The 24,746-nt window shown below is 41.8% G+C and carries 23 protein-coding genes and 1 CRISPR repeat array; of the genes, 10 read left to right on the top strand and 13 right to left on the bottom strand.

Going from position 1 to position 24,746, the window contains the following annotated elements; genetic code table 11:
- Window positions 1–33 precede the first annotated feature (33 nt).
- The 4 genes from AB0756_RS14575 (at window position 34) to AB0756_RS14560 (ending at window position 2,232) form a co-directional block, all read left to right on the top strand.
- Window positions 34–1,122 (top strand): ankyrin repeat domain-containing protein, encoded by a 1,089-nt coding sequence (locus AB0756_RS14575; protein ID WP_050046219.1) that lies wholly within the window; start codon window positions 34–36, stop codon window positions 1,120–1,122.
- 128 nt (window positions 1,123–1,250) lie between these two features.
- On the top strand, window positions 1,251–1,385 hold the full coding sequence (locus AB0756_RS14570) for a hypothetical protein (protein WP_272900286.1): 135 nt from the start codon (window positions 1,251–1,253) through the stop codon (window positions 1,383–1,385).
- Between the two features lie 184 nt (window positions 1,386–1,569).
- The gene (locus tag AB0756_RS14565) at window positions 1,570–1,911 is read left to right on the top strand and encodes a hypothetical protein (RefSeq protein ID WP_038090066.1); all 342 of its coding nucleotides are present in this window, start codon (window positions 1,570–1,572) and stop codon (window positions 1,909–1,911) included.
- A 12-nt stretch (window positions 1,912–1,923) separates the two neighbouring features.
- A complete protein-coding gene (locus tag AB0756_RS14560; protein ID WP_038090063.1) occupies window positions 1,924–2,232 on the top strand; it encodes a hypothetical protein in 309 nt (102 codons plus the stop codon).
- A 57-nt stretch (window positions 2,233–2,289) separates the two neighbouring features.
- Here the strand turns inward: AB0756_RS14560 and AB0756_RS14555 are convergent, their stop codons facing one another.
- Window positions 2,290–2,538, bottom strand: a complete 249-nt coding sequence (locus AB0756_RS14555; RefSeq protein ID WP_038090060.1) for an addiction module protein — start codon at window positions 2,536–2,538, stop codon at window positions 2,290–2,292.
- 560 nt (window positions 2,539–3,098) lie between these two features.
- Here AB0756_RS14555 and AB0756_RS14550 point away from each other — a divergent pair.
- From AB0756_RS14550 to AB0756_RS14525, 6 genes are all read left to right on the top strand, one after another.
- Complete coding sequence (locus tag AB0756_RS14550; protein ID WP_038090057.1) at window positions 3,099–3,872, top strand: ion transporter; 774 nt, start codon at window positions 3,099–3,101, stop codon at window positions 3,870–3,872.
- A gap of 191 nt (window positions 3,873–4,063) precedes the next feature.
- A complete protein-coding gene (locus tag AB0756_RS14545; protein WP_162002261.1) occupies window positions 4,064–4,681 on the top strand; it encodes an OmpA family protein in 618 nt (205 codons plus the stop codon).
- A 285-nt stretch (window positions 4,682–4,966) separates the two neighbouring features.
- The gene (locus AB0756_RS14540; protein ID WP_050046222.1) at window positions 4,967–7,705 is read left to right on the top strand and encodes an MHYT domain-containing protein; all 2,739 of its coding nucleotides are present in this window, start codon (window positions 4,967–4,969) and stop codon (window positions 7,703–7,705) included.
- A 53-nt stretch (window positions 7,706–7,758) separates the two neighbouring features.
- Window positions 7,759–9,369, top strand: coding sequence for a DUF1565 domain-containing protein (locus tag AB0756_RS14535; RefSeq protein WP_038090141.1), 1,611 nt, complete (start codon window positions 7,759–7,761; stop codon window positions 9,367–9,369).
- Window positions 9,370–9,672: 303 nt separating this feature from the next.
- Entirely contained in the window at window positions 9,673–10,098 is a 426-nt protein-coding gene (locus tag AB0756_RS14530; protein WP_038090054.1) for a response regulator, read from the top strand.
- A gap of 487 nt (window positions 10,099–10,585) precedes the next feature.
- A complete protein-coding gene (locus AB0756_RS14525) occupies window positions 10,586–13,291 on the top strand; it encodes a PAS domain-containing protein (protein ID WP_082051785.1) in 2,706 nt (901 codons plus the stop codon).
- A gap of 213 nt (window positions 13,292–13,504) precedes the next feature.
- Window positions 13,505–14,406: a CRISPR direct-repeat array (repeat unit 37 nt; unit sequence GTGGTAATTTATACGAATCCCTATCAGGGATTGAAAC).
- A 522-nt stretch (window positions 14,407–14,928) separates the two neighbouring features.
- Here AB0756_RS14525 and AB0756_RS14520 read toward each other — a convergent pair.
- The 12 genes from AB0756_RS14520 to AB0756_RS14465 all read right to left on the bottom strand — a co-directional run bounded on the left by AB0756_RS14520 (window position 14,929) and on the right by AB0756_RS14465 (window position 24,553).
- Window positions 14,929–15,690, bottom strand: a complete 762-nt coding sequence (locus tag AB0756_RS14520) for a phycobilisome rod-core linker polypeptide (protein WP_038111260.1) — start codon at window positions 15,688–15,690, stop codon at window positions 14,929–14,931.
- Between the two features lie 137 nt (window positions 15,691–15,827).
- Complete coding sequence (locus AB0756_RS14515; RefSeq protein ID WP_038111261.1) at window positions 15,828–16,571, bottom strand: phycobilisome rod-core linker polypeptide; 744 nt, start codon at window positions 16,569–16,571, stop codon at window positions 15,828–15,830.
- 78 nt (window positions 16,572–16,649) lie between these two features.
- Window positions 16,650–17,486, bottom strand: a complete 837-nt coding sequence (locus AB0756_RS14510) for a phycobilisome rod-core linker polypeptide (protein ID WP_038111262.1) — start codon at window positions 17,484–17,486, stop codon at window positions 16,650–16,652.
- Between the two features lie 40 nt (window positions 17,487–17,526).
- Complete coding sequence (locus AB0756_RS14505) at window positions 17,527–18,177, bottom strand: HEAT repeat domain-containing protein (protein WP_038111263.1); 651 nt, start codon at window positions 18,175–18,177, stop codon at window positions 17,527–17,529.
- Between the two features lie 91 nt (window positions 18,178–18,268).
- The gene (locus AB0756_RS14500) at window positions 18,269–19,099 is read right to left on the bottom strand and encodes a HEAT repeat domain-containing protein (protein ID WP_038077760.1); all 831 of its coding nucleotides are present in this window, start codon (window positions 19,097–19,099) and stop codon (window positions 18,269–18,271) included.
- Between the two features lie 9 nt (window positions 19,100–19,108).
- On the bottom strand, window positions 19,109–19,354 hold the full coding sequence (locus AB0756_RS14495; RefSeq protein ID WP_038077758.1) for a phycobilisome linker polypeptide: 246 nt from the start codon (window positions 19,352–19,354) through the stop codon (window positions 19,109–19,111).
- 97 nt (window positions 19,355–19,451) lie between these two features.
- Window positions 19,452–20,312: a phycobilisome linker polypeptide gene (locus tag AB0756_RS14490; protein ID WP_038077756.1), complete on the bottom strand. Its 861-nt coding sequence runs from the start codon at window positions 20,310–20,312 to the stop codon at window positions 19,452–19,454.
- Between the two features lie 156 nt (window positions 20,313–20,468).
- Window positions 20,469–20,957 (bottom strand): phycocyanin subunit alpha, encoded by a 489-nt coding sequence (gene cpcA / locus AB0756_RS14485; RefSeq protein WP_038077753.1) that lies wholly within the window; start codon window positions 20,955–20,957, stop codon window positions 20,469–20,471.
- A 76-nt stretch (window positions 20,958–21,033) separates the two neighbouring features.
- Window positions 21,034–21,552: a phycocyanin subunit beta gene (locus tag AB0756_RS14480; protein ID WP_038077750.1), complete on the bottom strand. Its 519-nt coding sequence runs from the start codon at window positions 21,550–21,552 to the stop codon at window positions 21,034–21,036.
- Between the two features lie 771 nt (window positions 21,553–22,323).
- Entirely contained in the window at window positions 22,324–22,827 is a 504-nt protein-coding gene (locus AB0756_RS14475; RefSeq protein ID WP_038077748.1) for a HEAT repeat domain-containing protein, read from the bottom strand.
- 37 nt (window positions 22,828–22,864) lie between these two features.
- Window positions 22,865–23,641, bottom strand: coding sequence for a HEAT repeat domain-containing protein (locus AB0756_RS14470; protein ID WP_038077746.1), 777 nt, complete (start codon window positions 23,639–23,641; stop codon window positions 22,865–22,867).
- A gap of 75 nt (window positions 23,642–23,716) precedes the next feature.
- The gene (locus tag AB0756_RS14465; protein WP_038077744.1) at window positions 23,717–24,553 is read right to left on the bottom strand and encodes a phycobilisome linker polypeptide; all 837 of its coding nucleotides are present in this window, start codon (window positions 24,551–24,553) and stop codon (window positions 23,717–23,719) included.
- Between the last annotated feature and the right edge of the window lie 193 nt (window positions 24,554–24,746).

Raw genomic sequence — 24,746 nt, 5'->3', positions numbered from 1 at the left:
CCGAGTAGTTTTTGGACTTTATTACATAAAGAAATGGATGAAAAAAAACAAAAACAAACAGAAATATATGAAGCAGTAAAAGCTGGAAAAATTGAAAAGACTATAGCAATTCTTAATACTGGGATCGATTTAGAGTTCAAGTATAAATATGGTGATACTCTGTTAAAAACAGCCGTTGATTATCACCATGTAGAAATTGTGCGCCTGTTACTTAAAGCAGGAGCATCAACTATTTCTAGTAATAAATATCTCCTGAGGCAGGCTCTCAACTATGCTTTAAATAAAAATGATATTAATATATTAAAAGAATTAGTTGGGGTAGGAATCAATGTTAATCAAAGTTTAAAAAACGATGGTGAGACTGCAATAATGGATGCAGCACACTGTGGAAATTTTAATGTTGTCCGGATGTTAGTTGATGCCGGAGCAAATGTAAATGCAGTTACTAATGGTGGATATTTCGCTTTATGGAATGCTGCAAATCAAGGATGGCGGGAAATTTACGACTACCTTGCACCTCTAACAGATGCAGAATTGAGACAAGAAGCGGAGCAACTTCTAGCTGAAGGCTTAATCTACCGCCAAAGAGCGAATGATAAATTTACTGAGGCTTTTATTGAAGCAGCAGCAATGGGCAATCTTAATGCTGTCAACAAAGCAATAGATGAAGGAGTTAATGTCAATGCCATTAGCTGTGAAAATGTGATGGCTCTCAATATTGCTTCTTTTTGGGGTCATATATCAGTAGTTAAAGCTTTAATCAAAGCTGGAGCAAACGTTAACAATAAAAATGAAAACAAGAGTCGAACTGCATTAGTAAAAGCTATTGATGGACTTTCTACAGTAAAATACTTAAAAAAAGATACAACAAGACAGATTGAAGTGATTCATATTTTAATCGAAGCAGGTGCTGATGTTAATGCGACCAACAATGATAATTGGACAGCCTTAATGGAAGCTGTAAAATCTGATAACATCCAGATAGTTGAAATTTTGCTCAAAGCTGGAGCAGATATTAATATTAAAAATCTAGCTGGACAAACTGCTTTGTCATTGGCTCAACAAGGTGGAAATAGTGAAATTATTCAACTTCTTCTCAAAGCTGGAGCTATAGAAAATTAGAAAACTGACACTCTTATTTAAAGATACTTATAGTAATTTACATAACGAGCGCTACCTATCCCGAATGCAATACTGCTCGGTTAAGGGAAAATAGGGGGTGAGATAAAGCAGAATAGCGGCGTCTACCCATGAACGAACCATCCGGAGCGAGTGAGAATGAGTCTACTATTACAATCGCCGAACCGCAAAGTGGCACAAATCAAGTGATAAAAAGTACATTAGAAGACGGAGATATGGAAGTACGATACGGCTGTACTCCGTAATTGCTAATTCCAAGACGCTTGCTTGACTTATCAGCTACTTTCTGCGCTCTGCTGATGTCACTGGTATCACTATCGATGCTGAATATTATCAAGGGTTAATGAAACGTATAATTAGAATTAGGACGATGGAAAATACTTTTTCTAGCTGACAGCATAATTTGAAATTAAACTCTGGTAAATAAATATGGAAGATTTATACAAGACATTACAAACAATAAAACAACATCCAACTGTTCGTTTAGGAAAGCATTCAATATTTCATCTAGAAGCTTTCTTCTTTGGATATTATTATATGATGCGTCATCTAGAAATGCCATATTACATGGAAAATTTTAAAGAATTTGACAATTTGATTAGATGGATTCGTAATAAATACGATGCAGGAAAAAACCGTTCTTGGGCTAGTGTAATACTTTTCTATTCAGAAGATGAAAGAGATGCTCTAGATAATTTTTTTGAATTATCTGATGAGTTTTTTGCTCAAAAAAATAATTTTCAAAATCAAAATATTGATAATAAACAATAAAGAAAAGAAAAAATGGTTGATTTATACGATGTTATAAACAAAATACAAAAAGAGCCGATTTTTTATTTGGGCAGGCGTTCTCTCATTGCTCTGTATGCTTTTTTGCGGGGATATAATATTGCTAGACGAGAACTTCAATTACCTAAAACAGAACAAGAACAAGAATTTGAAAAATTTCCAGACTGGATCAAGTGGAAAGCTATGATTGAAGTCAATCAATCATGGGAAAAAATAATACTACTGTATTCTGATGATGATGTCAAAGCTTTTGAGAAATTTTTTATTTTATTTAAAGAATTTGTTAATCGAGAGGATAAATAAAAAATTAAAACACACGAAGATTAACTAGAAAAAATGTAATCGGACTCATAAGTCGAGCTAAGCACTAAAAATTTGAGATGGCTCTAGCAACCGTCTTACAGTAGCAAGAGCCTCTTCCCCTGGAATTGGTTGCACAGAACCAGAGCGAATTTCTGAACATCGTTTTTTTGCTTCAGTCATCCATGCTGCTTGGATTGTTGGTTCAGTATCAAACTCCAAGCTTTCAACTAGCTTTTCTGCTAATAACGCCCTGGATGCGCTAGGGAGTGCTAGGAGTTCTTCTGTTAGTTCCTCAATTGATTTCATGAAACCTCACAGGGTTTTAAGTCCTATTCTATCTTCGTTCCAAATGAAATGCTGGTTCCATTCCATCTGCCGAGGATGGACATTTTCAATTGCGATCGATAAGATAGGATTGCTATGACAATTCTATCTTATTTATGACAACTTCAATAACGGCAAAAGCTTACTATAGCTTAAAGAGAAGAAAGAGAGAATTGCAAAAAACTATAGGGAGCATCTCGTTTTGTCAAATTGCCCTCAGAATAAAATTCTGGGACTACACAAACAAAGCCTGCGGAAGCAGGCTATTTATTTGTCGGCGTAGGCGGAATGGGGGTTGTATAGCAGCGATTGCGAACATCGCAGGCGTGTTTTTTCGATATGATTCCTATTTAATTTGTAAAATATAGCTAGGTTTGTCATTGCCTACCCCACAGTACTTAAGAATTTTCATCAATCATTTATGATTCCTATAGCTGTCCGTGTAGGAGTTACAAAAATCTCTCCCTTGTCCTCCTTGTTCGGCTCTCAAATAGGATTGCTACATATATCGAATTATTTGTTAAGGGTAACTAGCGTATAATATGCTATTGAGTAGAGAAAAAACAGCATTTTACTTGAAAGATTTGGAAACACCAGTAGGCAAAGCTGTGAATCTTACTATTGCCGGATTGGTTTTACTATCGTCAGGAATTTTTGTAGCGGAAACATATGATATTCCTGAGATTGTTCGATTTAATCTAGATGCAATAGACACCGTCATCTTGTTCGTTTTTGCAATAGAATATGTACTCCGCTTTTGGAGTGCAGAAAATAAGGTTAAGTATATTTTTAGTCCATACGCAATTATTGACTTAATGGCAATCTTGCCTTTTCTTATAGGAACGGTAGATATTCGCTTTATCCGGCTGCTAAGATGGTTTCGGATTTTAAGATTAATTAGGTTTATAGATAAAAAGTTTTTATTTAGTATTGATACTGAAGATGGTGTAATTTTTGCACGTATATTATTTACTCTATTTGCGATTATTTTTGTATACTCTGGATTGATTTATCAAGTAGAACATCCCGTAAATTCAAAAGTTTTTGTGACTTTTTTGGATGCTTTTTATTTTTCTGTTGTCACCATGACAACTGTTGGTTTTGGTGACGTGACTCCTGTTTCTGAATTAGGGCGTCTGCTAACTGTATTGATGATTTTAACTGGTGTTGCTCTGATTCCCTGGCAAGTGGGCGATTTGATTAAGCGATTGTTTAAAACAGCCAACCAGGTGGAAACAACTTGTTCTGGTTGCGGTCTTCTTTTTCATGATGTAGATGCAAAATTTTGTAAGAGTTGTGGAACTAAGTTGCGTTAGGGGTTAATAGTTAGCGGACATTACCTTAATTTAGAGTCATCGAAGAATTTAGTATAGGCAATAACATTTTTGCCAATCTCGCTTGCGATAGAAGCGTTATGTTGTCTCGTGAAATTATTGTAGATTGTAAAAAGTCTTAAGAATTCATTTCGTCTCCAGGCTAAATGTACTCACCTTGTTTCAAGAATTGCTTGGTTTCTATCGCCGCAAGCATTGTTGCTGGAAATTTTCTACACTCCACTACTATAAATTCTGAGGGTAGTTTGATCGGCTATCAACAATCTCAAGCACAAGAGGTGCAGGCATTATCAGTAGAACTTCCCCAACAACAAGTTCCTATTGTGAGGTTTCCTCGTGATGTCTATCCAGTAGTTAAGCTTTCAGAAATTACACTGCCACAAATTCAAGTGCAGGCAAATAAGCACTTAACTATAATTACGATACCAACTCGTCTGTTATTTAAATGCGGTGAGCATCAAATGGCAGCCAAAGCAGAGAAAGCTTTGAATCAAGTTAGCCAAGCGATCGACAATCGGTATTCGGGTAGTTGGTTGCAAATTTTGGGACATACCGATTTTAGAGGTAGTAGCAAAGAGAATTTTCAACTTTCAGAACAGAGAGCTGTAGCCGTACAACAGTGGTTAAGCAAGAAAGGTCTCTTAGATGTATCTATGGTTACTACGCAGGGTTATGGAAAATCCCAACCGATTGTATCAAATACGAAATTTGATTGTTTCACTCGAGACATTGCAAGGCAAAAGAATTCTCGTATTGAAATAGTGATCCAAAGGCTCGACCATCAAGTGTAATTTCCAATAGTTCCTATAGTAAGCATAAAAATTTATTGAAGTATTGGCAAAAAACTTTACATTTTTGCGGAAATGGAGTTTAATTTATCTAACTTAAGACAGATGCTGAAAGTGAAACTTTATATTATGGAAATCATTCTACCGTTTCACCTGTAAAGCACTGAAGATTATTACATCTACCATTATTACAAGTATAAGAGTTTCCAGCATCTACCAGACTTTTTTCTTTGTTAACACTTAGCATTCAGCAGTTAACAGTCAACTATTAGATTGAGGTTTATTTAGATGCTTCTGGCAGATGTCATAATCAATAGCACTTACGACCTTCGCCTTGTCTTACTTTCAATTGTCATAGCAGTTTTTGCTTCATATACTGCTCTAGATCTTGCTAGGCGAGTGAGAACAACTCAAGCACAAGCCAGACTGGTTTGGTTGATTGGTGGTGCTGTTGTTATGGGTACTGGTATCTGGTCGATGCATTTTGTTGCCATGCTAGCTTTTAGGTTGCCCATACCAATGGTCTATGACGTATCTACTGTAATCGTCTCTGTGTTACCTGCGATTGTTGCTTGTGGCGGAGCGCTTTTTCTTACGAGTCGTCAGACTTTAAGCAAGCAGCAATTGCTTGTTGGTGGGGTGTTAATGGGCATTGGTATTGCTGCTATGCACTACATTGGAATGGCAGCAATGGAAATAGATGCAAGCACTCACTACAATCCTGTTTTGTTTGCACTTTCTGTCGCGATCGCAATTGGTGCATCAATAACAGCGCTGTGGATTGTCTCTGAGCTAGGAGGACGAACTAGCAAAGGCAGTCGGTTGCCGAAAGTTTTGAGTGCGCTGATTATGGGAAGTGCGATCGCGGGAATGCACTACACGGGAATGGCTGCTGCTTCTTTTCACTCAACAAAGGCTGTCAATACAGTAGCCACTGAAGAGATGAATATTTCCTTCAACTGGTTGGCGCTCAGCATCGGCATAGCTACACTTGTCATTCTTGGTTTTACTATCTTGACTTCTTACGTAGACCAAAAACTACTCGCTCAACAAGGGATGCTCCTACAACAGCAAGAAGCGGAAACTTTGCGCTCCCAACTCTTCACAAATATAGCTCTCCGCATTCGACAATCCCTGAACGTTGATGACGTGTTAAAAACTTCTGTCTTTGAAGTCCAACAAGCACTGATGATAGATCGAGTGGTTATTTATCGCTTTAATCCAGACTGGACAGGTACGATTGTTGCTGAAGCAACAACATCTGAATGGGTAAAACTTTTAGGGCAGACTGTGAATGACCCATTCCGTAAAGAGTACATAGATATGTACAAAAATGGTCGAGTCCGAGCAATTAATAACATTTACGACGCAGGTTTTACAGATTGTCACCAAGAAATTTTAAAAGGTTTTCAAATTAAGTCAAATATAGTTGCTCCTATTATTACCAATAATGAGTTATTGGGTTTGATGTGCGGTCATCAATGTTCTGAATTCCGGAATTGGCAACAACCTGAAATTGATTTGTTCCAACAATTGGCAACTCAAGTTGGTATTGCTTTAGAACAAGCCTATCTGCTCCACGAACTAGAGCAAGCACAGGAAGTTTTGAGACTGCGCGATCGCGCTATCGCCGATGCAAGCAATGCTATAGTCATTACCGATCCGCGCCAACCTGACAATCCCATGATTTTTTGCAATCCTGCTTTTGAAAGCATGACAGGCTATTCACAGCAGGAAGTTATCGGTCGGAACTGTCGCTTTTTGCAAGGACCGGGAACCGATCCAATGTCGGTCGAGCAAATACGCGAAGCAATAAGATTAGGGCATGAATGTCAGGTGATTGTTCAAAATTACCGTAAAGACGGGACTCCCTTCTGGAATGAAGTGACTATCTCGCCGGTAAAAGATAAGTCCGGACGAATTATAAATTTCATTGGTATACAAACTGACATTACTCAACGCAAGTGGGCGGAAGAAGAACTCAGGTTGAGTAAAGAAATTCTCCAACAGAATTTATTAGAATTCATCAGTCATGTTGAAGAAGTGGTTAAAGGAGATCTGACAGTTCGGGCTGAAATCACAACTGGTGAAATTGGAATTGTCTCTGATTTTTTCAATACCATTATTGAAAGTTTGCGAGACACGGTCACGCGGGTTAAGCAAGCAGCCTTACAGGTCACTTACTTTGTGGGAGAAAATTCCAAAGCAATTCGTAACTTAGCAGATGAAGCACTCGAACAAGCTGAAGAAATTACTCGAACTTTGGATGAAATCGAGCAAATGAACCAATCTATTCAAGCGGTTGCAGATAGTGCCAACCAAGCGACAGAAGTTGCTCGTGTAGCCTCAGATACTGCTGTTGCTGCAGGACAAGCAATGGAACTAACTGTGTGTAGTATTTTAGATTTGCGACAAGCAGTGACAGAAACAGCAGAAAAAGTGAAGCATTTTGGTGAATCATCGCAACAAATTTCCAAAGCAGTCACCTTGATCGAGCAAATCGCCATGCAAACAAACTTACTGTCTATCAATGCCAGTATTGAAGCTTCTCGGACTAATGATGAAAGTCAGGGTTTTGGAGCCGTAGCTCAAGAAATCAGTAAATTGGCAATCCAATCAGCTGAAGCTACCCAAGAGATTGAGGCGATCGCTCAAAACATCAAAGCAGAAACCAATGAAGTTGTGCAAGCAATAGAATTTGGAACAACTCGCGTTGTTGAGAGCGTTCAGCTTGTGAAGGATACCAAACAAAGTTTAGAAAGAATTATGGAAATCTCCTACCAAATTGACCAATTAGTTCAATCAATTTCGCAAGCAACAGTATCTCAAGCGAGAACCTCTCAAGCTGTAGCTATTCTTATGCAAGAAATTGCTCAAGCTTCAGAACGCACGGCTAATTCATCACGTATTGTGTCTTTGTCTTTAGAACAAACTGTAGACGTAACGCAGCAATTGCAAGATTCCGTGAGTGTATTTAAAACAGGAGCATTAGCTGTCACGCAACCTCAGCGTAAATTGCATTTGTAGATGCAAACGTCTTTAGGGTAGTATTGCCGCAGTGCTTCCTAGAGTATGTGAAGATGGCTGAGATTCTGTACGTTAATCCAACAGCAGGCAGTGACAGTGCGGCAGGTAGCCAACAAGCACCGTTAAAAACCATTACCCAAGCTCTTAAGCGAGCGACATCGGGCAGTCAGATTCAGTTGGCAGAGGGTTATTACAATGCTGCTAGCGGTGAAACCTTTCCGATGCATGTTCCTATTGCTGTCACAATTGTTGGCAATGAAAGTCATAAGGGTAGCAATGTACTCGTTGAAGGGAGTGGTGAATATCGCAGCCCTACCCTAGCAAAGCAAAATGTAACTTTCATTTTGTCCTTCAATGGCGCAGAACTTCGAGGAATAACCTTCACAAACCGGGCTAACCGTGGAGTTGCTGTTTGGATTGAATCAATTGCTTCTACTATTTCTAATTGTACTTTTATCAATTGCAGCCGTGACGGTGTTTTTGCCTCTGGCAATGCTCGTGTTACTATTACTGATAGTTTATTTGCAGAAAATGCTACAAATTGTATTTCCATTGTTCGCGACACTCAAGGAGAAATTCGGGGTAATATCTGCTACAGATCGGGTTTTGGTGTGGTGATTGGCGATCGCGCTTCTCCCATTCTGACAGACAATCATATTTACGAAAATCGCTCTGGAATTGTTGTCTCGGGTGATGCTCGTCCGGTATTGCGAAATAATATTAGTGAAAGAAATACTGAAGATGGTTTAACTGTAACTTCTAACGCCTTACCAGATTTAGGCAATAGCAATGATTATGGAAGCAACATCTTGCGCCTTAATGGTAAGTTCGATTTGCAAAATTCCGGTTCTCACAGACTATTAGCTGTCGGCAATCAATTAGACCCAGGTAAAATCAAGGGCTACGTAGAATTAGTTTACAATCAAGCTCCTACACTGACTTCTAAACCAACACCCGTTTTTACTCAGATACCAAAACCCATACCTGCGCCGACTCAAGCACCTCTAGCCCTACCTACGTTGCAACCAACTTCCATACCTATACCTGTTGCCGCACCAATACCTAATTTTACATTCTTTGCAACTCCCCTCAAAGGTTTAATTGATATTAAAAATCATTGGGCGGAGGAGTTTATTGAGAAATTATTCAAGTTAGAAATTATTGTGGGTTTTCGCGATCGCACTTTCAGACCAGATGCAACGATGACGCGATCGCAATATGCAGCAATAGTTGTAAAAGCATTTAATCCACCAACAAAAAGGCAGGCGATAGACTTTAAAGATGTGCCGGGAAATTTTTGGGCTTATAGGGCAATACAGCAGGCGTATGAAGGGGAATTTATCTCAGCTTTTCCCAACAATGCTTTCCGTCCCCATCTCAATATGAACCGATTGCAAATTATCGTCTCTCTTGTTAATGGATTGGAATTCAAGACTGATAATTTTACTGCCAGTAATGTTTATACTGACTGGGAAAAAGTTCCAGAGTCTAAAAAGAGAGAGATAGTTATTGCTACCCAAAGAAGAATAGTTGTCAACTTTCCCAATCCAAAACATCTCAATCCCAACCGAGATGTTACCCGTGCAGAAGTTGCAGTTATGGTTTATCAAGCCTTAGTGGATATCGGTCAAGAAGAGGCTATTGATTCTCCTTACATAATATAGGGGTCAAGGGTTAGGCATATTTTCAATGTAGGGAATAATATGAGTTGGTAAAAGAAAAGGAGAAGTACATCTATCTGTGGGTAGTAGCTAACAAATGAATACCAATGAATTATCAATAGAGTAAGTTCTTATTTACATTCCTGATTCCACTCAGAGTCAATCCTAACAATCCTCTCATAAAAGGTATTTTTTCTAAGTAGAGCAGGGATGACAATCAAATATGCCCACTAGACAGCTAGTTCGCACCTAGCTCCTAGCAGGGCTTCCCCCTAATTGAGTAAGCAACTAGGAGACAATCCGATCGTGTCAAAGCATCCTAATAATTTTCATCTTAATAGCGATAGACGCAACATTTCTACCTTAGAAGGATTACCTATACTTGTGGTAGACGATGATAGTGATAATTTGCTACTAATGACATTCATTCTGGAACAGAGTGGTGCTAAAGTCATGACAGCATCATCAGCTATGGAAGCTTTAGAGATCGTCCAAAAATTTGAATTACGCCTGTTAATTGCAGACATATCTATGCCAAAAGTAGATGGTTATTCCTTAATACGTAAAATTAGAAATTTAAACTCACCTCACAAAGATATTCCAGCTATTGCAGTAACTGCTATTGCTACAGATGAAGGACAGATTTTTGCTTTGATCTCTGGATTTCAAAGTTACTTAATTAAGCCAGTCGATCCTGATGATTTTGTAGCAGAAGCTATCAAAATTATTTAACAAACTGTTCTGCGATCGCAAAGCACTAATTGCACTTTAAGGATTAAGGTAAGTTCGATCGCGTACAAAAAATCTTTTTTGGCACAGTCCTGTCATATCTGAAGATATTTGAAAATTAAAATATTACTCCTTTGCGGATAAAGAATCAATGATTTTTCATCATGGTTTCTGCTACTTTGTTAATCTGGAGTCGTTTGTGTCAGGAGTTTTAATAGGTTTCTAGTATTGCTGTGTTCGTCGTATAAAAAATAAGTTACAACTCAGATAAACCGGGCAAAATTTATAACGCGAACGAGTAGGTTCTGATTTCTAAAAAATAATAGCTTCTAGTGGTAAACTGGCTAGAAGCTAAATTGTATATAGGGATTTTTGCTTGTTAGTATAAATTGTACTGATTTTGAAAAAAGGTTCTTCTATCTAACGGTATGTCGTCTAGAAGTTGCGAAAGCAGTATTTCTTGTCGGTAGAATAGGGGTAAATTCGCGAAATGACGGTGACTGTACGTAAAGAAAATTATATGCCCTCTCGATTGCTACCTTATGGCGTTGCGATTCTGGCAGCGACAGTCGCCCTTCTGCTAACACAACTGCTTCTGCCGCTCCTGAATCCACTCATATTTCCACTATTTTTTGCTGCTGTTGCAGCTAGTGCTTGGTATGGGGGCATGAAACCGGGGCTGCTCGCGCTCGCCGTGTCTGTCGGCGACTGCCTCTACTTCTTGATGGAGCCGCTTTACTCATTCACCATCACAAGTGCCAATCAGTTGGTGCAATTGTTTGCATTCTCGCTGGTGTCATTTTTTATCGCGTTACTCTGCACGCAATTGCGGATGGCCAACCAAAAAACTAAGGCAACCTTGCAGGCATTGCGGGAAGCCAACCTGCGAATTACGCGTACTTTGGAAAGCACGAAAGATGCCTTTGTCGCGATCGATCGCAACTGGCTCATCGTTTATCAAAATGCAGAAGCGGAGCGAATTAACAGCAAACCTCGCACAGAAGTTATTGGTAAGATTTACTGGGAGGAGTGGTATGTATTGGTAGGGACGAATGTAGAGCGCCAATATCGGCGTGCAATGGCAAAACAAATTCCCGTCCACTTTGAGCATCACTTTTACCAACCCCCTACATATAATTTGTGGCTTGAGATTGACGCCTATCCCCATGAAGATGGTCTTGATATTTTCTTCCGTGACATTACTCATCGCAAACAGGCAGAAGAAGCATTACGAGAGAGCGAGAAACACATACAACTTGCTATTAAAGTGGCTCGATTGGGAACTTGGCGCTACGACACCGACACAAATCTTGTGGAACTGGACGAACGGATGCGCGAGATTTGGGGCGAGCCGAAGGATGCAGTCACAATCCCCCTTCCAAGAGTGATGGAACGGATACATCCTGACGATCGAACACGAGTGACAACGGCGATCGCAACAGCCCTCGATCCGGCGCTATCTGGTGAGTATGAAATTGATTACCGCATCCTGTGGGATGATGGCAGCGAGCGGTGGGTCTCAGCTAACGGGCAGGTAGAATTTGAGGAAGATGGGGGTGCGCGACGAGCGGTTGGGTTTATTGGAACGGCACTTGATATTACCGATCGCAAACAAATTGAAGCAACCCTGCGGCAAAGTGAAGAACGCTATCGTTATTTAGCAGAATCAATTCCCCAACTGGTGTGGACTGCTAACAGCGATGGAACACTTACTGATATTAATCAACGTTGGTCAGATTTCACGGGGTTAACCTTAGCCCAAGTTCAAACCTGTGGTTGGGAAGCCATTATACATCCCGATGATGTCCCAACTCTCAGCCAAAATTGGGCAGCAGCGCAACACGCAGGTACAAACTATCGAGCTGAAGGTCGGATGCGACGGGCAGATGGAGCTTATCGCTGGTATTTGCATCAAGCGGTACCTCTGAAAAACCAGCAAGGGCAAGTTATTAAATGGTTTGGCACAGCAACAGATATCGAAACTCAAAAACAACTCGACCAACAGCGCCAGTGGCTGCTAGAGCAAGAGCAAGCCGCCCGTGCGGAAGCTGAAACGGCTAACCGGATCAAAGATGAGTTTTTAGCAGTGTTATCTCACGAGTTGCGCTCGCCCCTCAATCCTATCTTAGGTTGGTCTCAGTTACTGCTAAGCGGTAAGTTAGATGCAACAAAAACCACTCAAGCGTTACAAACAATCGAGCGAAACGCTAAACTCCAAGTACAACTGATTGAAGATTTATTAGATGTTTCTCGCATCTTACGTGGCAAACTGAGCCTTGAAATGGTTCCTGTGAATTTGGTATTGACAATTGCAGCAGCTATTGAAACAGTACGGTTGGCTGCTCAAGCCAAGTCAATTCAAATTGATACAGTCTTGGAGTTAAAGAGCGCACAAGTTTTGGGAGATTCTGCCCGTTTGCAGCAAGTGATTTGGAATTTGCTGAGCAACGCCGTTAAATTCACTTCACCGGGCGGACGGGTAGAAATTCGGTTAGAGCGCATTAACTGGGAAGCTCAAATTACAGTCAGCGACACGGGCAAAGGCATTCATCCTGATTTTCTACCTCATGTGTTCGAGTACTTCCGTCAGGCAGATGCAACGACAACGAGAAAGTTTGGCGGATTGGGGTTAGGGTTGGCAATTGTCCGTCAATTAGTCGAACTGCATGGCGGTACCGTTCGAGCCGAAAGTCCGGGGGAAGGGCTTGGAGCTACTTTTACGGTTACTTTACCGCTTTTAAATGAAGACAAAAGCATCAAACAGGCAGATAATTCCTCTTTGCTCGTACATGAGGCATTACCCCTAAGTGGCAAACAGGTGCTTGTGGTTGATGATGAGGCAGATTCAAGAGAGTTAATTGCCTTTATCTTAGAACAACGCGGTGCAATTGTTACAGAAGTTGCTTCTGCACTTCAAGCACTTCAAGTCATAGCAAAGATTCAACCCAACGTGTTAGTTAGTGATATTGGGATGCCTGATATGGACGGATATATGCTAATGCGGCACATTCGAGCAATGCCAAGCGAGCAAATTAGCCAGATAAAAGCGATCGCTCTGACTGCATACGCAGGAGAGATCGATCGGCAACAAGCACTCACTGTGGGATTTCAATACCATATTGCCAAGCCAGTCGATCCCGAGCAATTAGTTGGCGCGATCGTCAATCTTTTGAAATCTGACAGCGCGGATGGGTAGGTGTTGAAAAATGGGGACCTCAAAAAAGTCCTTCTACCCCTGACTGCGTAAGGCTTTCATCTCAATTTCCCATCAAAACCATCCGCGCTGCTTACAGGGTAAGAGTTTCAAGCAATTCCTCTTGTCATGACTGGTGCCAAACGTGTTATGCTTAAGTCATCCGCGCAGCAGTTCCTTGAAAACTTAATAAGGCAAGCCTTTTAAAAGCCAGCAGTGGTAATTTATACGAATCCCTATCAGGGATTGAAACCAAGAGTACGGCTAGCGCTGGCGGCGGTATGCATGTGGTAATTTATACGAATCCCTATCAGGGATTGAAACGGATTGCTCGACAAGGCGAACTTCCCTGGCGGTGGTGGTAATTTATACGAATCCCTATCAGGGATTGAAACGGGTTAATGATACCGAGGGTAAAGTTACTCGTTGGTGGTAATTTATACGAATCCCTATCAGGGATTGAAACAAAAGCTGCAATCTTTGGGCAGTTTTATTAAGCTCAGGTGGTAATTTATACGAATCCCTATCAGGGATTGAAACTTGATTTCCTTTTAGGCTTCTTAATTTTTAAATCTAAAGTGGTAATTTATACGAATCCCTATCAGGGATTGAAACCTATCTCGGGTTGAGCGATCTGATGGCAAGGTAAGTGGTAATTTATACGAATCCCTATCAGGGATTGAAACCCACGTGGAGCGATGGGGTGAGAAGGTGCAAGTGGTAATTTATACGAATCCCTATCAGGGATTGAAACCAATGATACCAACTCCAAAAGGACCGAGTTTATCCAAGTGGTAATTTATACGAATCCCTATCAGGGATTGAAACAAAATGTTGGTATGTGTTGTGGAAGTAAATATGAAGTGGTAATTTATACGAATCCCTATCAGGGATTGAAACATTTCCTGAGTAAAGTAAAAGTCTAAATTTAAAAGCGTGGTAATTTATACGAATCCCTATCAGGGATTGAAACTTATTTTTACCAGGAAGACCGTAAACAAGGGAAAGTGGTAATTTATACGAATCCCTATCAGGGATTGAAACCTTTGAGTGAGTTTAGTGCGTTTTGGAGGGCACTATAGTGGTAATTTATACGAATCCCTATCAGGGATTGAAACTTCAAAAAGCTGAGGCTGAAGCGAAGTTACTGGGTGGAAGGTGGTAATTTATACGAGAATTATTAGGGATATCTCAAAGTGTGCGATGGCTTTAAATCTAAGGGGCTTTGCTGCGAACATCTTACAAACGAAGTGATACTAAATCCGCGTTTTGCACCCCCTTGATAATCTAGTCCGCGTAGGCGGTGAGTCCAGGGAAAGCAGGCGGGTTTCCCGCGCCCTGGGAACTGGTGAGTCTAGCGCTGCAGGCGGGTTTCCCACGCCCTGGCGACTGGCGAACCCGGAGGGCGAACCCGAAGGGACTTTGTTTGTATAGCCTCGATTTCCAATCGTTAGGTTGGAGAAACGGATTTGGTATGAGTTCATTGACCAAAAAGCGAGACGCAAGCTCACGACATAAAAAACGACTGGGTCTAGTTCCTGCTTTATGCAACACCTAGCTAACATGCAAAGGTTAACCAGCTAATGCACAAACACAGTTACCAGACCCAGTATAAAGTTTTAGGTGTTCAGAGAAAAATCTTAGCGTCTGCCACGGTTAGGCACTAGGCTGAGATAATCGAGGTCAAAAGCAGAAATGCGTTGAGCGTAGTTACCTTTGGTATTGATAGACTCTGCCAAATCGCGGTACTTACGTGGATCGCCTTCTGCGAGTTGCCTTTCTTGGAACTTGCGGCTGTAGAATTTGTCCAAAGTAAAGCGCCAATCGGTAGTAACTGTACCTGCTTTTTCTTGGAAGTCTTCACCGTAGCGAGGAGTTACCAAGTTAAAGGGACGTCCTTCCATACGCTTGCGCTGGTAAGGAACGGTATTTTCACCAAAATTGTCAGTGTACTCTTGACTATCTACAAGCGCATCAATAAAACCTTTAAAGCCCAAGGTAGCGATTTTAATTGACCAAGCAATTTCCTCGTCTTTATTGTAAGACTCGCGACCTAACAAGCGCTTGAGGCAGATGTTTACCAAACGGTAGTTATTATTGACAGAGACTACCAAACGGTAAAAAGCTTCAGATTGAGCTAAACCGCGAATGAAGTCACGTACAGTAATTGAACTATTTTTCAGTTGAGACTCGAGATTTTGCTGGCGATTAAAGCTAAGAATCTCATGCTCGCTGAAAACTTGGCGATATCCTGCCCAAATGATGTTTTGAATGTCAGTGTAACTGCTAACATCTTCTAAACGATAGATATATGGTGTATCTTCGTTTTGATCGGCTTTACCAAAGCTCTTAACGCGTTGATTTTGACTGCTTGGTTTGTATTGAAGTAATGGCAATGCCATGCTCTGTTTTTCCTCGTAAACTAACTATGCTAAACAAAGAACTGGCTTTATAGAAGAGGCTGAATATCCTCATCTTTTATTGTCTCGCATTTGGTTGTGAAATAACCAGAGACCAGTAACTACTAACTACTAACCCTTTAGCGAATTGGGAAACTTGCAGTGGGGCTAATAGAAACAGGAATTCCCTGGGGCGTTGTTTGCCTGGTGGTATCGGGAATTTTGATGTTTGTTGTGTTTACGGGTGTGAATTTAACTGGAGTGACTTTGATAGAACTTGCCATTTCTAGGAAGTTCTTTATATCTCCCCACTTGTAGCGCTCGTCTTCCTGTTTGTCTCGCCAGTAATTACCGTAGCGAGGAGTGACTAAATTAAAGGGTCTGTCTTTAAAACGACGGCGTTGGTAAGGAACTGTATTTTCACCAAAGTTAGTTATGTACTCTTCGCTGTCCAACAAAGCATCAACAAAGCCACCCAACCCTAAAGTAGCAATTTTAATTGACCAAGCAATTTCTTCATCTTTGTTGTAGGGCGCACGTCCTAACAGCCGTTTCAAAGTCACTTCTACAATACGGTAATTAGAATTGGTCTCAACTACCAGACGGCGGTAAGCTTCTGATTTTGCTAACCCTCTAATAAAGTCCCGTACAGTGATAGCGCGGTTCTTCAGCTGAGATTCTAAGTTGCTCTGGCGGTAGAAATTCAAAATTTCGTGTTCGCTGATAATTTGTCGGTAAGCCGCCCAAATCAGTTCTTGAATTTCACCATCAGAAGGAGAATCTTCCAAGCGGTAAATTCTGGGAGTATCTTCGTTAGGCACTTCGTAACCAGCAACTCTCTGGTTTTGCGAACTGGGTTTATATTGCAGTAAAGGGATTGTCATAATGTTAATTGCGAGATTGTTAATTGCTAATTGACTCCATTAGCCATTAGCCATTAGCCATTAGCCATTAGCCATTAGCTAAGTTGTTTTATTTCCAGGAATGTAACTGTAAGGTAAATTCACTTTCGTGGGTTTTACAGTTGGTTGGGCTGCTGTTTGGCTGTATGCTTCAGGCAACTCTACATCAGCAATGTAATTTCTGGCTCTGTCTTGCGATCGCTGGTAGTTTAAGCCACCAGGAGCAATACTTGCAGCCATTGTTAGGAAATTATAAGGAATCGATCCGCGCACGCCTCTTTGTACGGATTGTCCGCTGACTGTTGCTTGGTAGTAACTCGTACCTCCCAAGGTTATTGACAGCTGCTGGTTGCGCCAGTAGTCAGCGTAGCGAGGATTGACTAAGTTGAAGGGTCTGTCTTTGAAGCGACGGCGTTGGTAAGGAACTATATCATCGCCAAAGTTTTGGAGGTATTCGTCGCTGTCTACCAGAGCATCAATGAAGCCATTTAAGCCTTTTGTGGCAATGACAATCGACCATGCAATTTGCTCGTCTTTGCCATAGGTAGAACGCCCTAAAAAGCGCTTAAAGCTGATGTCTACCAGGCGATAATTGGAATTGGTATCTCCCACAAGTGACCGATAAACTTCAGACTTACCCAATCCCCGGATAAAATCTCGGACGTTAATAGCCCGATTTCGCAATTGGGATTCTAAAAAGGGTTGGCGGTAGCTCTCTAAAATGAGGTGTTCGCTAAAAATTTGTCGGTATCCTGCCCAGATGATGGCATCAATATCAGCGTCTGAGATAGCGTCTGTTGAGCGGTAAATGAGTGGAGTGTCTTCGTTAGGGACTTCATAGCCCTCAACACGCTGGTTTTGCGTCTTTGGTATGGATTCAAGTAATGGTATTGACATCTTTACTTTTACCTTTTTTTATGGTAAAGAGGATTGGAAACTAGAGACTCTTAACTTGTTGCTGGGCTACCTGTACGCGAGCACGGATTGCTTTTTCGCCATCGCTGGCTAACATTTCCTCAAATCTAGCCTCAATCGAACTTTGGAGTTCTGGTATTTTGGCAAGTGCTTGCAAACCAACAATGGCAGCATAGCGAATTGACCAGTCAGAGTCTTGCGTTAGGGAAATCAGGGCTTCCATGGCTCTGATTTGTGAAGTTGTGCGATTGCCCTTGGCGCAAGCCGTACCCGGCTTATCGCTTTCGGCCAACTTGTGCCATTGCAAAAAGCCCAACCCCTTGGCAGCTGCACGACGAACAGTGGGTGCAAAGTCTGTAGCAGATGCTGTTAACAACACTTCTAAGGCGCGGGGGTCACCTATCGCAGCTAAAGTGCGAATTGAGTAAGCCCGTGCGCCGTAGTTATAATCATCTATGTTTTCCAGCAACTGTGGCACTGCAACCTCTCCTAATTCTGTCAATCCGGCAACTGCCACCACTGCTGCTCCTGGGTTGTTATATCCAAAGGAGGCAATTAATGTGGGAATTGCTACCGGATCTTTTGCTGCTGCCAATTTTTGCACAGCCGCCACCATTCGCCCTGGGGAGTCTGCTTCGGTAACGGCGCGAATTAATTCTTGGATGTCAGTCATTGATTAAGAGTTAGTTGTTAGTCGTTGGCAGTGAGTAGGAAATTATTGTTTAATAACAATTTCCTACTAACAACTAACCACTAAAAAATTACTACAACAATGAATCCATCAAGTTTAGGATTCGAATAGCATCATCAGTGAGAGACGATGCTTGGGACTCCTCATTGAGTTGACTTTCCAATAAGCCTTTGAGGGCTATTAGTTTGAAGCTATTCTCTACTGTGGCATTAGCAATTGCATCTGCGGCTGCTACATACCCTATTGCTCCTAAATCTCCTAAAGCTACACGGCGCAATTGCAGGTTGCTGTTATCTAGCACTTTTACCAAACGTTCCCCATATTGAGGATCTTTTGAGAGCTGGTACATTGCCCTGTTTGCAGCACACTGTACTCTTGGAACTGGATGCTCGATAAAGGGTTGAATTAAGGGAATAGCCTCAGTAGCACCAATTGCTCCTAAGGCTTCAAGCACCGCTTCATATGGCTGAGTTAGGTGGGGGCGTCCCGGTACCTGGATGGCAGCTGCAACACCCCCTTCTAACAATTGCATAAGCGGAGTGGCGGCGCTAGGGTCGCGGAGCATTTCCAGAGACTGGGCTGCTGCTTCCCTTACGTAAAAATCGGAGCATTCCAAGCACTTAATAAGCGCTGGTACTGCTCTCATGTTGCCTATTTTGCCCAGTGCCCTTGCGGCATTGCGTCGCAGAGGGTAACCTCCAAGTTCTGTTCTATCAGCTTCATCCTCTAACGCTTCAATCAGAGCATCTACAGCTTCTGTTGACCTGACTCGAAACCTACCGAGCCACCAAGCTGCGTAGTAGCGGAGACTTAAATCCGACGATCGCAGGTTGGCTGTTGCTTGCTCTGGTGTTAGTGGTTGAGTGCTTTCTACTAAATACTCTTCTGCACTGGGTTCTATCATTGATAGACTTTAGTTAGCGTCTTCAGCAGTTAAAGGCTCAATTTTTACAATCTTAGCACCCATGCGGGTAATACGCTGCATTTCTTCGTTCATGCGGCTGTAGGGTACTGTAATATACACGCTACCACTGCGGCGGATATCATAGCTGTTTTTGTCGTTCTCTGAGTTTTGACGCAAACCTACGACTTCGTAACGGAACATCCGGCTACCTGCACTAGAAAGACCGCCTGTTCCAACTGTGGTTTGTCCGAACATCTTTATTTCTCCTGTAGTATTGCTTGTTAACCAGTCAGAGGTAGGGAGTAGGGAGTTGTCAAGATATCACTGCTACTCCTCATTCCCCATTCCACCATTAAGCAGGGTTAATGCTGACAATTTTGCCGCCTTGGCGCTGAAGTTGTTGTAACTTCTCAGAAAGTCTTTCGTATGGCACAAATATGGCGGTGCTGCTGCGGCGTACTTTGGGATAGCCCGGACTTAATAGCCCTGCTACTTCTACTCGGTAAACGCGATCGCCTTGTCCTACCGCGTTCCCCAAATTCTTCCGGGGTGCAACATCGTTTGATGCACGATAGCCCCAGTTTTCGTTGCTTCCAGAAGGACCGACGATGGAGGATGCACTGTTTGTTGCCAGTTCGCGAGCGAGACGAGAAGTTTTCCCTTCTACTTGTGCGCGATCGCTGTTGGCGTAACCACGATATAACCGGAACATCCGGTTAAATCCCACTGTTTTTTGTCCTGTTTGAGTTGCAAAACCGCGATAGTATGGTACTATATTGTCGCCAAAATTAGTTTGATACTCTACAGAATCGATATAAGAATCTATTTCGGCATCATACCCTTGGTTTTGATATAAGTCTAAGTGGTAAACCACTTCCGACTCATCGTAGGGAGCGCGACCCAACAGGTGTTTGTAGTTGAGTTCGATTAATCGAGTTTGGAAACTGTTGTAGAAAAACTTCTTCTTGTAAAGTTCTGATTTGGCAACGCTACGCACGAACTCCCGGACTGTTAGATTCCCATCTCGCAGGAGTGATTCGGCGCTCTTGAGACGTTCTGATGCCATCAAATAATCATTACCCAAAACCTGCCGATATACGGCACGAATCACCGCTTCGACATTATCTTTGCTGGCGTTGGGGCGGAGTTCAATTCGAGGTGAATCACTAAAAGCTTCAGTCCCCAGCCTGGATGCTGCTGCTGTAATCGCCATTTTTCTTTCCCCCTATTTCTTTAGCACTTGAGCTACCTACAGAGTGCTTTGATAAGTATTTTTTATCTTTCCCAAAGTAAAACAATGCCCGGAGCGCGATCCAACTGCTAGGTGAACTCATCCAGCACTTGCATCCCTCTCCGGGCAAAACGCGATCTAGCTTAGAGCGTTGATGGCGTAATCAATGTAGGTGTTAGCTTCGTTAGCAGCTTGACCGGAGAGACCGTGGTTGGATTTGATGTATTTCAGAGCTTCTACATACCAGCTTCCAGATAATTCAAAGGAGCGGTTGATTTCATCCAAACCAGCAATCAAGTACTCATCCAATGGACCGGTACCACCAGCAACCAAGGAGTAGGTAACAATCCGGAGGTAGTGACCTACGTCACGAGCACACTTGGACTTACCACGAGAATCAGCAGCGTACTGAGGTCCTTGATACTGGGTTGTGTAAGGGAACTTCTGATAAACTGCTTGAGTTGCACCGTCGATTAGACGCTGAGCGTTGGCTGTCAAAGCACGAGCAGCTTCCAAGCTTGCTGCTGCACGCTCGAAACGACCGTTAACAGCTTGCAATTCGGTGTTGCTCAGAAAACGTCCTTGGGTATCAGCAGCTGCAATTGCTTCGGTAATTGGGGTTTTCATGGTGTACAATCTCCTTGGTGTTACATTTCTTTATGCCTAGATACCTGTTATTAGGTTCTGGGCTTTTCTTGTGCTATTAGGCAACTGCAGAAGCAGCGCGATCGAAGTAGCTAGCTACTTCAGAGATCAATGCACTGCAATCACCAGGGGTGATACCTGCGGGGTCGTTAGCAATCTTGGTTGCAGCATCTTTCATTTTTTGAACGCCAACTGCTACGGAAGAACCAGGGGTACCCAATGCTTGGTAGGTTTCGCGCAAGCCGTTCAAGCAGCGGTCATCTAATACGCTAGCGTCACCTGCTAAAATTGCGTAGGTAACATAGCGCAAAATGATTTCCATGTCGCGCAAACAAGCAGCCATACGACGGTTGGTGTAAGCGTTACCACCAGGAGCAATCAATTGGGGCTGCTCTTCAAACAAAGCGCGAGCAGCGTTGGTAACGATGGTGGAAGCATTGCTGGTGATGCGGTTTACTACATCCAAGCGCTTGTTTCCATCCTTAACCAGGTTGTTCAGAGCATCTAGTTGCTCGGTGCTCAAAAATTCACCTCTGGAGTCGGCTTGAGAAACCACCTTAGCAAATGCGTCTAACATGGACTTTTTCTCCTAATTGCTTAGTTGAGTGCTGTCTTGATTAAAACTGAGATTGTTTTATGAATTTTGGAATGGCAAACAACAGATACCGAACTAAACTGTCTCTCATCGTTTACGTTTCCTACTCTCCAGCCTGCCTGAGCAAGAACGAGAGATTATGAGAAACTGGGGTGATTTTATGAGAAACTGGCAAACCTTGTGAACTGATTGCCTCATTTAACTTTCGTCTGTTCTTTAACCCCTCCAGATTATGTTTATACAACGCTATTGGGGCATTATCTGTTACAAATTATGAATAAATGAGATCGAGCAATAAGAAAAGCCTCAAATCCTTTACATATAAGAAGCTCAGCCTGAGAAAAGAAGATTTTTTAGTAACAAAACTTAATAATCTTTTTTTTCAAACCATGCTTTTAATTTATTAATTTTTTTTTAATTATCGATACAACCGAGTTGAGACAACATATTGCAGTTTTTTACAGTATCCATTTACTCAAACCTGAATGTAAATATTTCTTAACAAAACGTGTCTAAATATTTCTGCGACTTTAGAAAATTCTTCTTCATGAGAGAAGTCAGAGCAAAAGGCACAGACAAAAAGACAGATTCAAAACTTTTCATGTCATAGGGTTGATTTTTGTATCGAATTTTGATAACGAAGTTTACAAATGTCAAAACCACTTCCCAAGGGTTTTGGAAGTGGTACAAAAATACTGATTTGTCTGAGCATTGTCCCCGAAATTTTTGGGATGGGCAGTCAGTCTATGAGTGTTAACCCCCTAGAGCCATAGTGACTCGCGATCGCACAACAGTATCGGTCTCGCGATCGATAGCCATCTGTAAAGCACGGTATGCTTCTGGCGTTGCAATTTCTTGTAAAGAGACTGCGGCTGCATAGCGCAATCCCCAATCATCAGGAGCAAGCAAAGCCCAAGTCAATTTTTCCATAGCGTACTGAACCACAATAGGGTTATCGGTGGTACGACATATCCTTCCCAACCCTCGTGCTGCAATACGACGGACATTGCCCTGGCAATGGTTGGCAACTGAACTACCCACAACTTCCCCTAGCAACTCCGTTGCTCTAGGATCGCCAATTTGAGCCAAAGCTTGAATGATGTATGCTTGTAAACCTTGATCCGTAGAACTACGATAAGCAGAAATCAGTGATTCTACGGTTGCAGGTCCAAGCTTCACTAAAGACTCAACAACTGTCAAGCAGACAGCAGGTTGATTTTGATCCAAGGCTTGGATTAATGCAGAGATATTTGTCATGAGAAGGCACAGAGAAGAAGGTAGCAACTCGAAAAGTTTAAAGCTGAATTAATAAATCATCAATTGCTTTAAACAGTAAGTTAGATATTTCGCGATCGCATATTTCACTACTATCTAAAACCGATTCTAAAATCCGTTTTAAATTCAGCAACTTAAGACTGTTTGGAATTCGAGCTGCCAAAATTGCTTCGATAGCTTGTCGGTGACCAACCGCCCCCAAGTCAAATACAGCAGCCCAACGCAAATACATATTCTCATGATTGAGATTTTGAAGAATACGTTCAATATACTGGGGTTGCTGAGTTAAAAGGTACAAGTAGCGAGCTGCTGCACACTGTACTCGTTCGGAAGGATGGTTGAGAAAAGACTCTATCTGAGGACGAACTGACCAGACTTCTAACGTAGCTAACGCTTCAATAAGAGCTTCGTATGGTTGCTCTTTATTTGATTGCACAAGCTTGACTAAAGGCTCTTCAGCTCTCTTATCTCCAATCGCTCCTAAGGCTTGGATTGCTGCTTCTCGCAAGCGCAGATCTTCCTTACACTCCAGTGCTGCTATTAAAGAAGTAACAGCTTGTGGATTTTTAAGTTGACCTAAAGCCCGTGCTGCTTGACGGCGTAGAGGATAACCACCGTTTGGAACTCGATAACGTTCATCAAATAGAGCTTCACATAAGGCTGTACAACTTCCTTGTATCTGATACTTTCCCAACCACCAAGCCGCATAATAGCGAATTTGATTATCTTCACTCTTTAGGGCTGCGATCGCAGTTTCTTCTGAAAGAATTGGTTCTGTTTGATGAGTAGTAGTCATAATAATTCGTAATTCGTAATTCGTAATTCGTAATTTAAATGAATAATTACAAATTACGAATTGTGAATTATGTTTTTAAGATTGAGTAACGCTGACTATCTTACCACCACGCTTGTGAATTTCTTGATAGATAGCTGATAGTCGTTCATAGGGAACAGTGTAGATCTGTCTGCTACGGCGTACTGCTACATTGGTATTCTGTCCACCCAGAATTGCTTCGATCGTGAACATGCGATTATCACCTCGGACAGGAGAACTGATGAGGGATGGCGCAGTTGTAAAGCTACCACCAGCGGGTGATGTTGATGGCATAATCATGTTTGCCAAGTTCATCGAGATTTTCGATCGCAAACGGGAATTTTTACCACCATATTGCGCGTTATCGCTGTTAGCACTACCGCGATAAAGTGCGAATATGCGGTTATATCCAACTGTCTTCATTCCCGGAATTGATTTGAATCCACGATAATAGGGAACAACAGAATGCCCAAAAGCATTCTCATATTCTGGGCTGTAGATGTAAGACTCTATATCAGCATCGTAACCACGAGACGCATAGAGGTCTACATGATAAGCAATTTCTGACTGGTCGTAAGGAGCGCGTCCAAGCAAATGTTTGTAGTTTAATTCAATGAAACGCCCTTGGGAGTTTTGGTAAAAAAAGCATTCTTTGTAGAATTCAGATTTAGCTAAAATCTCAACAAATTGTTGGACGCTAATTTTACCATTCCGCAACAAAGATTCAGCGCTGTTGAATTTTGCACTAGCATAGACTCCTTGGCGTCCAAAGATTTGCTCGTAAGCAGCCCGGAACACTAGTTGCAAATCATCTTCAGTCCAATTCTGGCGCAGTTCAACTTTTTTGCCTACCCAATCGTTAACTCCTAGCCGTTCTATAACTGAACTGGTCATTTTTCTCAAACTCCCCTAAATTTTGAATTGCTAATAGCTAATTGCTAATGGCTAATTGCTAATAGCTAATTGCTAATGGTCATTATTAACAGCTATAGGATTTCTAAATTATTTATGAAAAACTTTAAGATGGTGCTGGTCAGTAGCCACCCTACTTGTAGTTCACAAATCCAACAGAATTGCTATAGCCATG

This window comes from Tolypothrix campylonemoides VB511288_2 (assembly GCF_045999855.1).
Taxonomy (GTDB): Bacteria; Cyanobacteriota; Cyanobacteriia; order Cyanobacteriales; family Nostocaceae; genus Scytonema; species Scytonema bouteillei_A.
The sequence above is the reverse complement of the archived record's forward strand: the minus strand, read 5'-3'. Positions and strand labels throughout refer to the sequence as shown.

Bases quoted from the DNA above. Each gene is read 5' to 3' on its own strand.
- AB0756_RS14550 (WP_038090057.1), top strand. From the start codon at position 3,099: ATGCTATTGAGTAGAGAAAAAACAGCATTTTACTTGAAAGATTTGGAA.
- AB0756_RS14565 (WP_038090066.1), top strand. From the start codon at position 1,570: ATGGAAGATTTATACAAGACATTACAAACAATAAAACAACATCCAACT.
- AB0756_RS14495 (WP_038077758.1), bottom strand. From the start codon at position 19,354: ATGTTCGGACAAACCACAGTTGGAACAGGCGGTCTTTCTAGTGCAGGT.
- AB0756_RS14500 (WP_038077760.1), bottom strand. From the start codon at position 19,099: ATGATAGAACCCAGTGCAGAAGAGTATTTAGTAGAAAGCACTCAACCA.
- cpcA (WP_038077753.1), bottom strand. From the start codon at position 20,957: ATGAAAACCCCAATTACCGAAGCAATTGCAGCTGCTGATACCCAAGGA.
- AB0756_RS14560 (WP_038090063.1), top strand. From the start codon at position 1,924: ATGGTTGATTTATACGATGTTATAAACAAAATACAAAAAGAGCCGATT.
- AB0756_RS14525 (WP_082051785.1), top strand. From the start codon at position 10,586: ATGACGGTGACTGTACGTAAAGAAAATTATATGCCCTCTCGATTGCTA.
- AB0756_RS14510 (WP_038111262.1), bottom strand. From the start codon at position 17,486: ATGTCAATACCATTACTTGAATCCATACCAAAGACGCAAAACCAGCGT.
- AB0756_RS14540 (WP_050046222.1), top strand. From the start codon at position 4,967: ATGCTTCTGGCAGATGTCATAATCAATAGCACTTACGACCTTCGCCTT.
- AB0756_RS14535 (WP_038090141.1), top strand. From the start codon at position 7,759: ATGGCTGAGATTCTGTACGTTAATCCAACAGCAGGCAGTGACAGTGCG.
- AB0756_RS14465 (WP_038077744.1), bottom strand. From the start codon at position 24,553: ATGACCAGTTCAGTTATAGAACGGCTAGGAGTTAACGATTGGGTAGGC.
- AB0756_RS14555 (WP_038090060.1), bottom strand. From the start codon at position 2,538: ATGAAATCAATTGAGGAACTAACAGAAGAACTCCTAGCACTCCCTAGC.
- AB0756_RS14490 (WP_038077756.1), bottom strand. From the start codon at position 20,312: ATGGCGATTACAGCAGCAGCATCCAGGCTGGGGACTGAAGCTTTTAGT.
- AB0756_RS14480 (WP_038077750.1), bottom strand. From the start codon at position 21,552: ATGTTAGACGCATTTGCTAAGGTGGTTTCTCAAGCCGACTCCAGAGGT.
- AB0756_RS14575 (WP_050046219.1), top strand. From the start codon at position 34: ATGGATGAAAAAAAACAAAAACAAACAGAAATATATGAAGCAGTAAAA.
- AB0756_RS14505 (WP_038111263.1), bottom strand. From the start codon at position 18,177: ATGACTGACATCCAAGAATTAATTCGCGCCGTTACCGAAGCAGACTCC.
- AB0756_RS14470 (WP_038077746.1), bottom strand. From the start codon at position 23,641: ATGACTACTACTCATCAAACAGAACCAATTCTTTCAGAAGAAACTGCG.
- AB0756_RS14515 (WP_038111261.1), bottom strand. From the start codon at position 16,571: ATGACAATCCCTTTACTGCAATATAAACCCAGTTCGCAAAACCAGAGA.
- AB0756_RS14570 (WP_272900286.1), top strand. From the start codon at position 1,251: ATGAACGAACCATCCGGAGCGAGTGAGAATGAGTCTACTATTACAATC.
- AB0756_RS14475 (WP_038077748.1), bottom strand. From the start codon at position 22,827: ATGACAAATATCTCTGCATTAATCCAAGCCTTGGATCAAAATCAACCT.
- AB0756_RS14520 (WP_038111260.1), bottom strand. From the start codon at position 15,690: ATGGCATTGCCATTACTTCAATACAAACCAAGCAGTCAAAATCAACGC.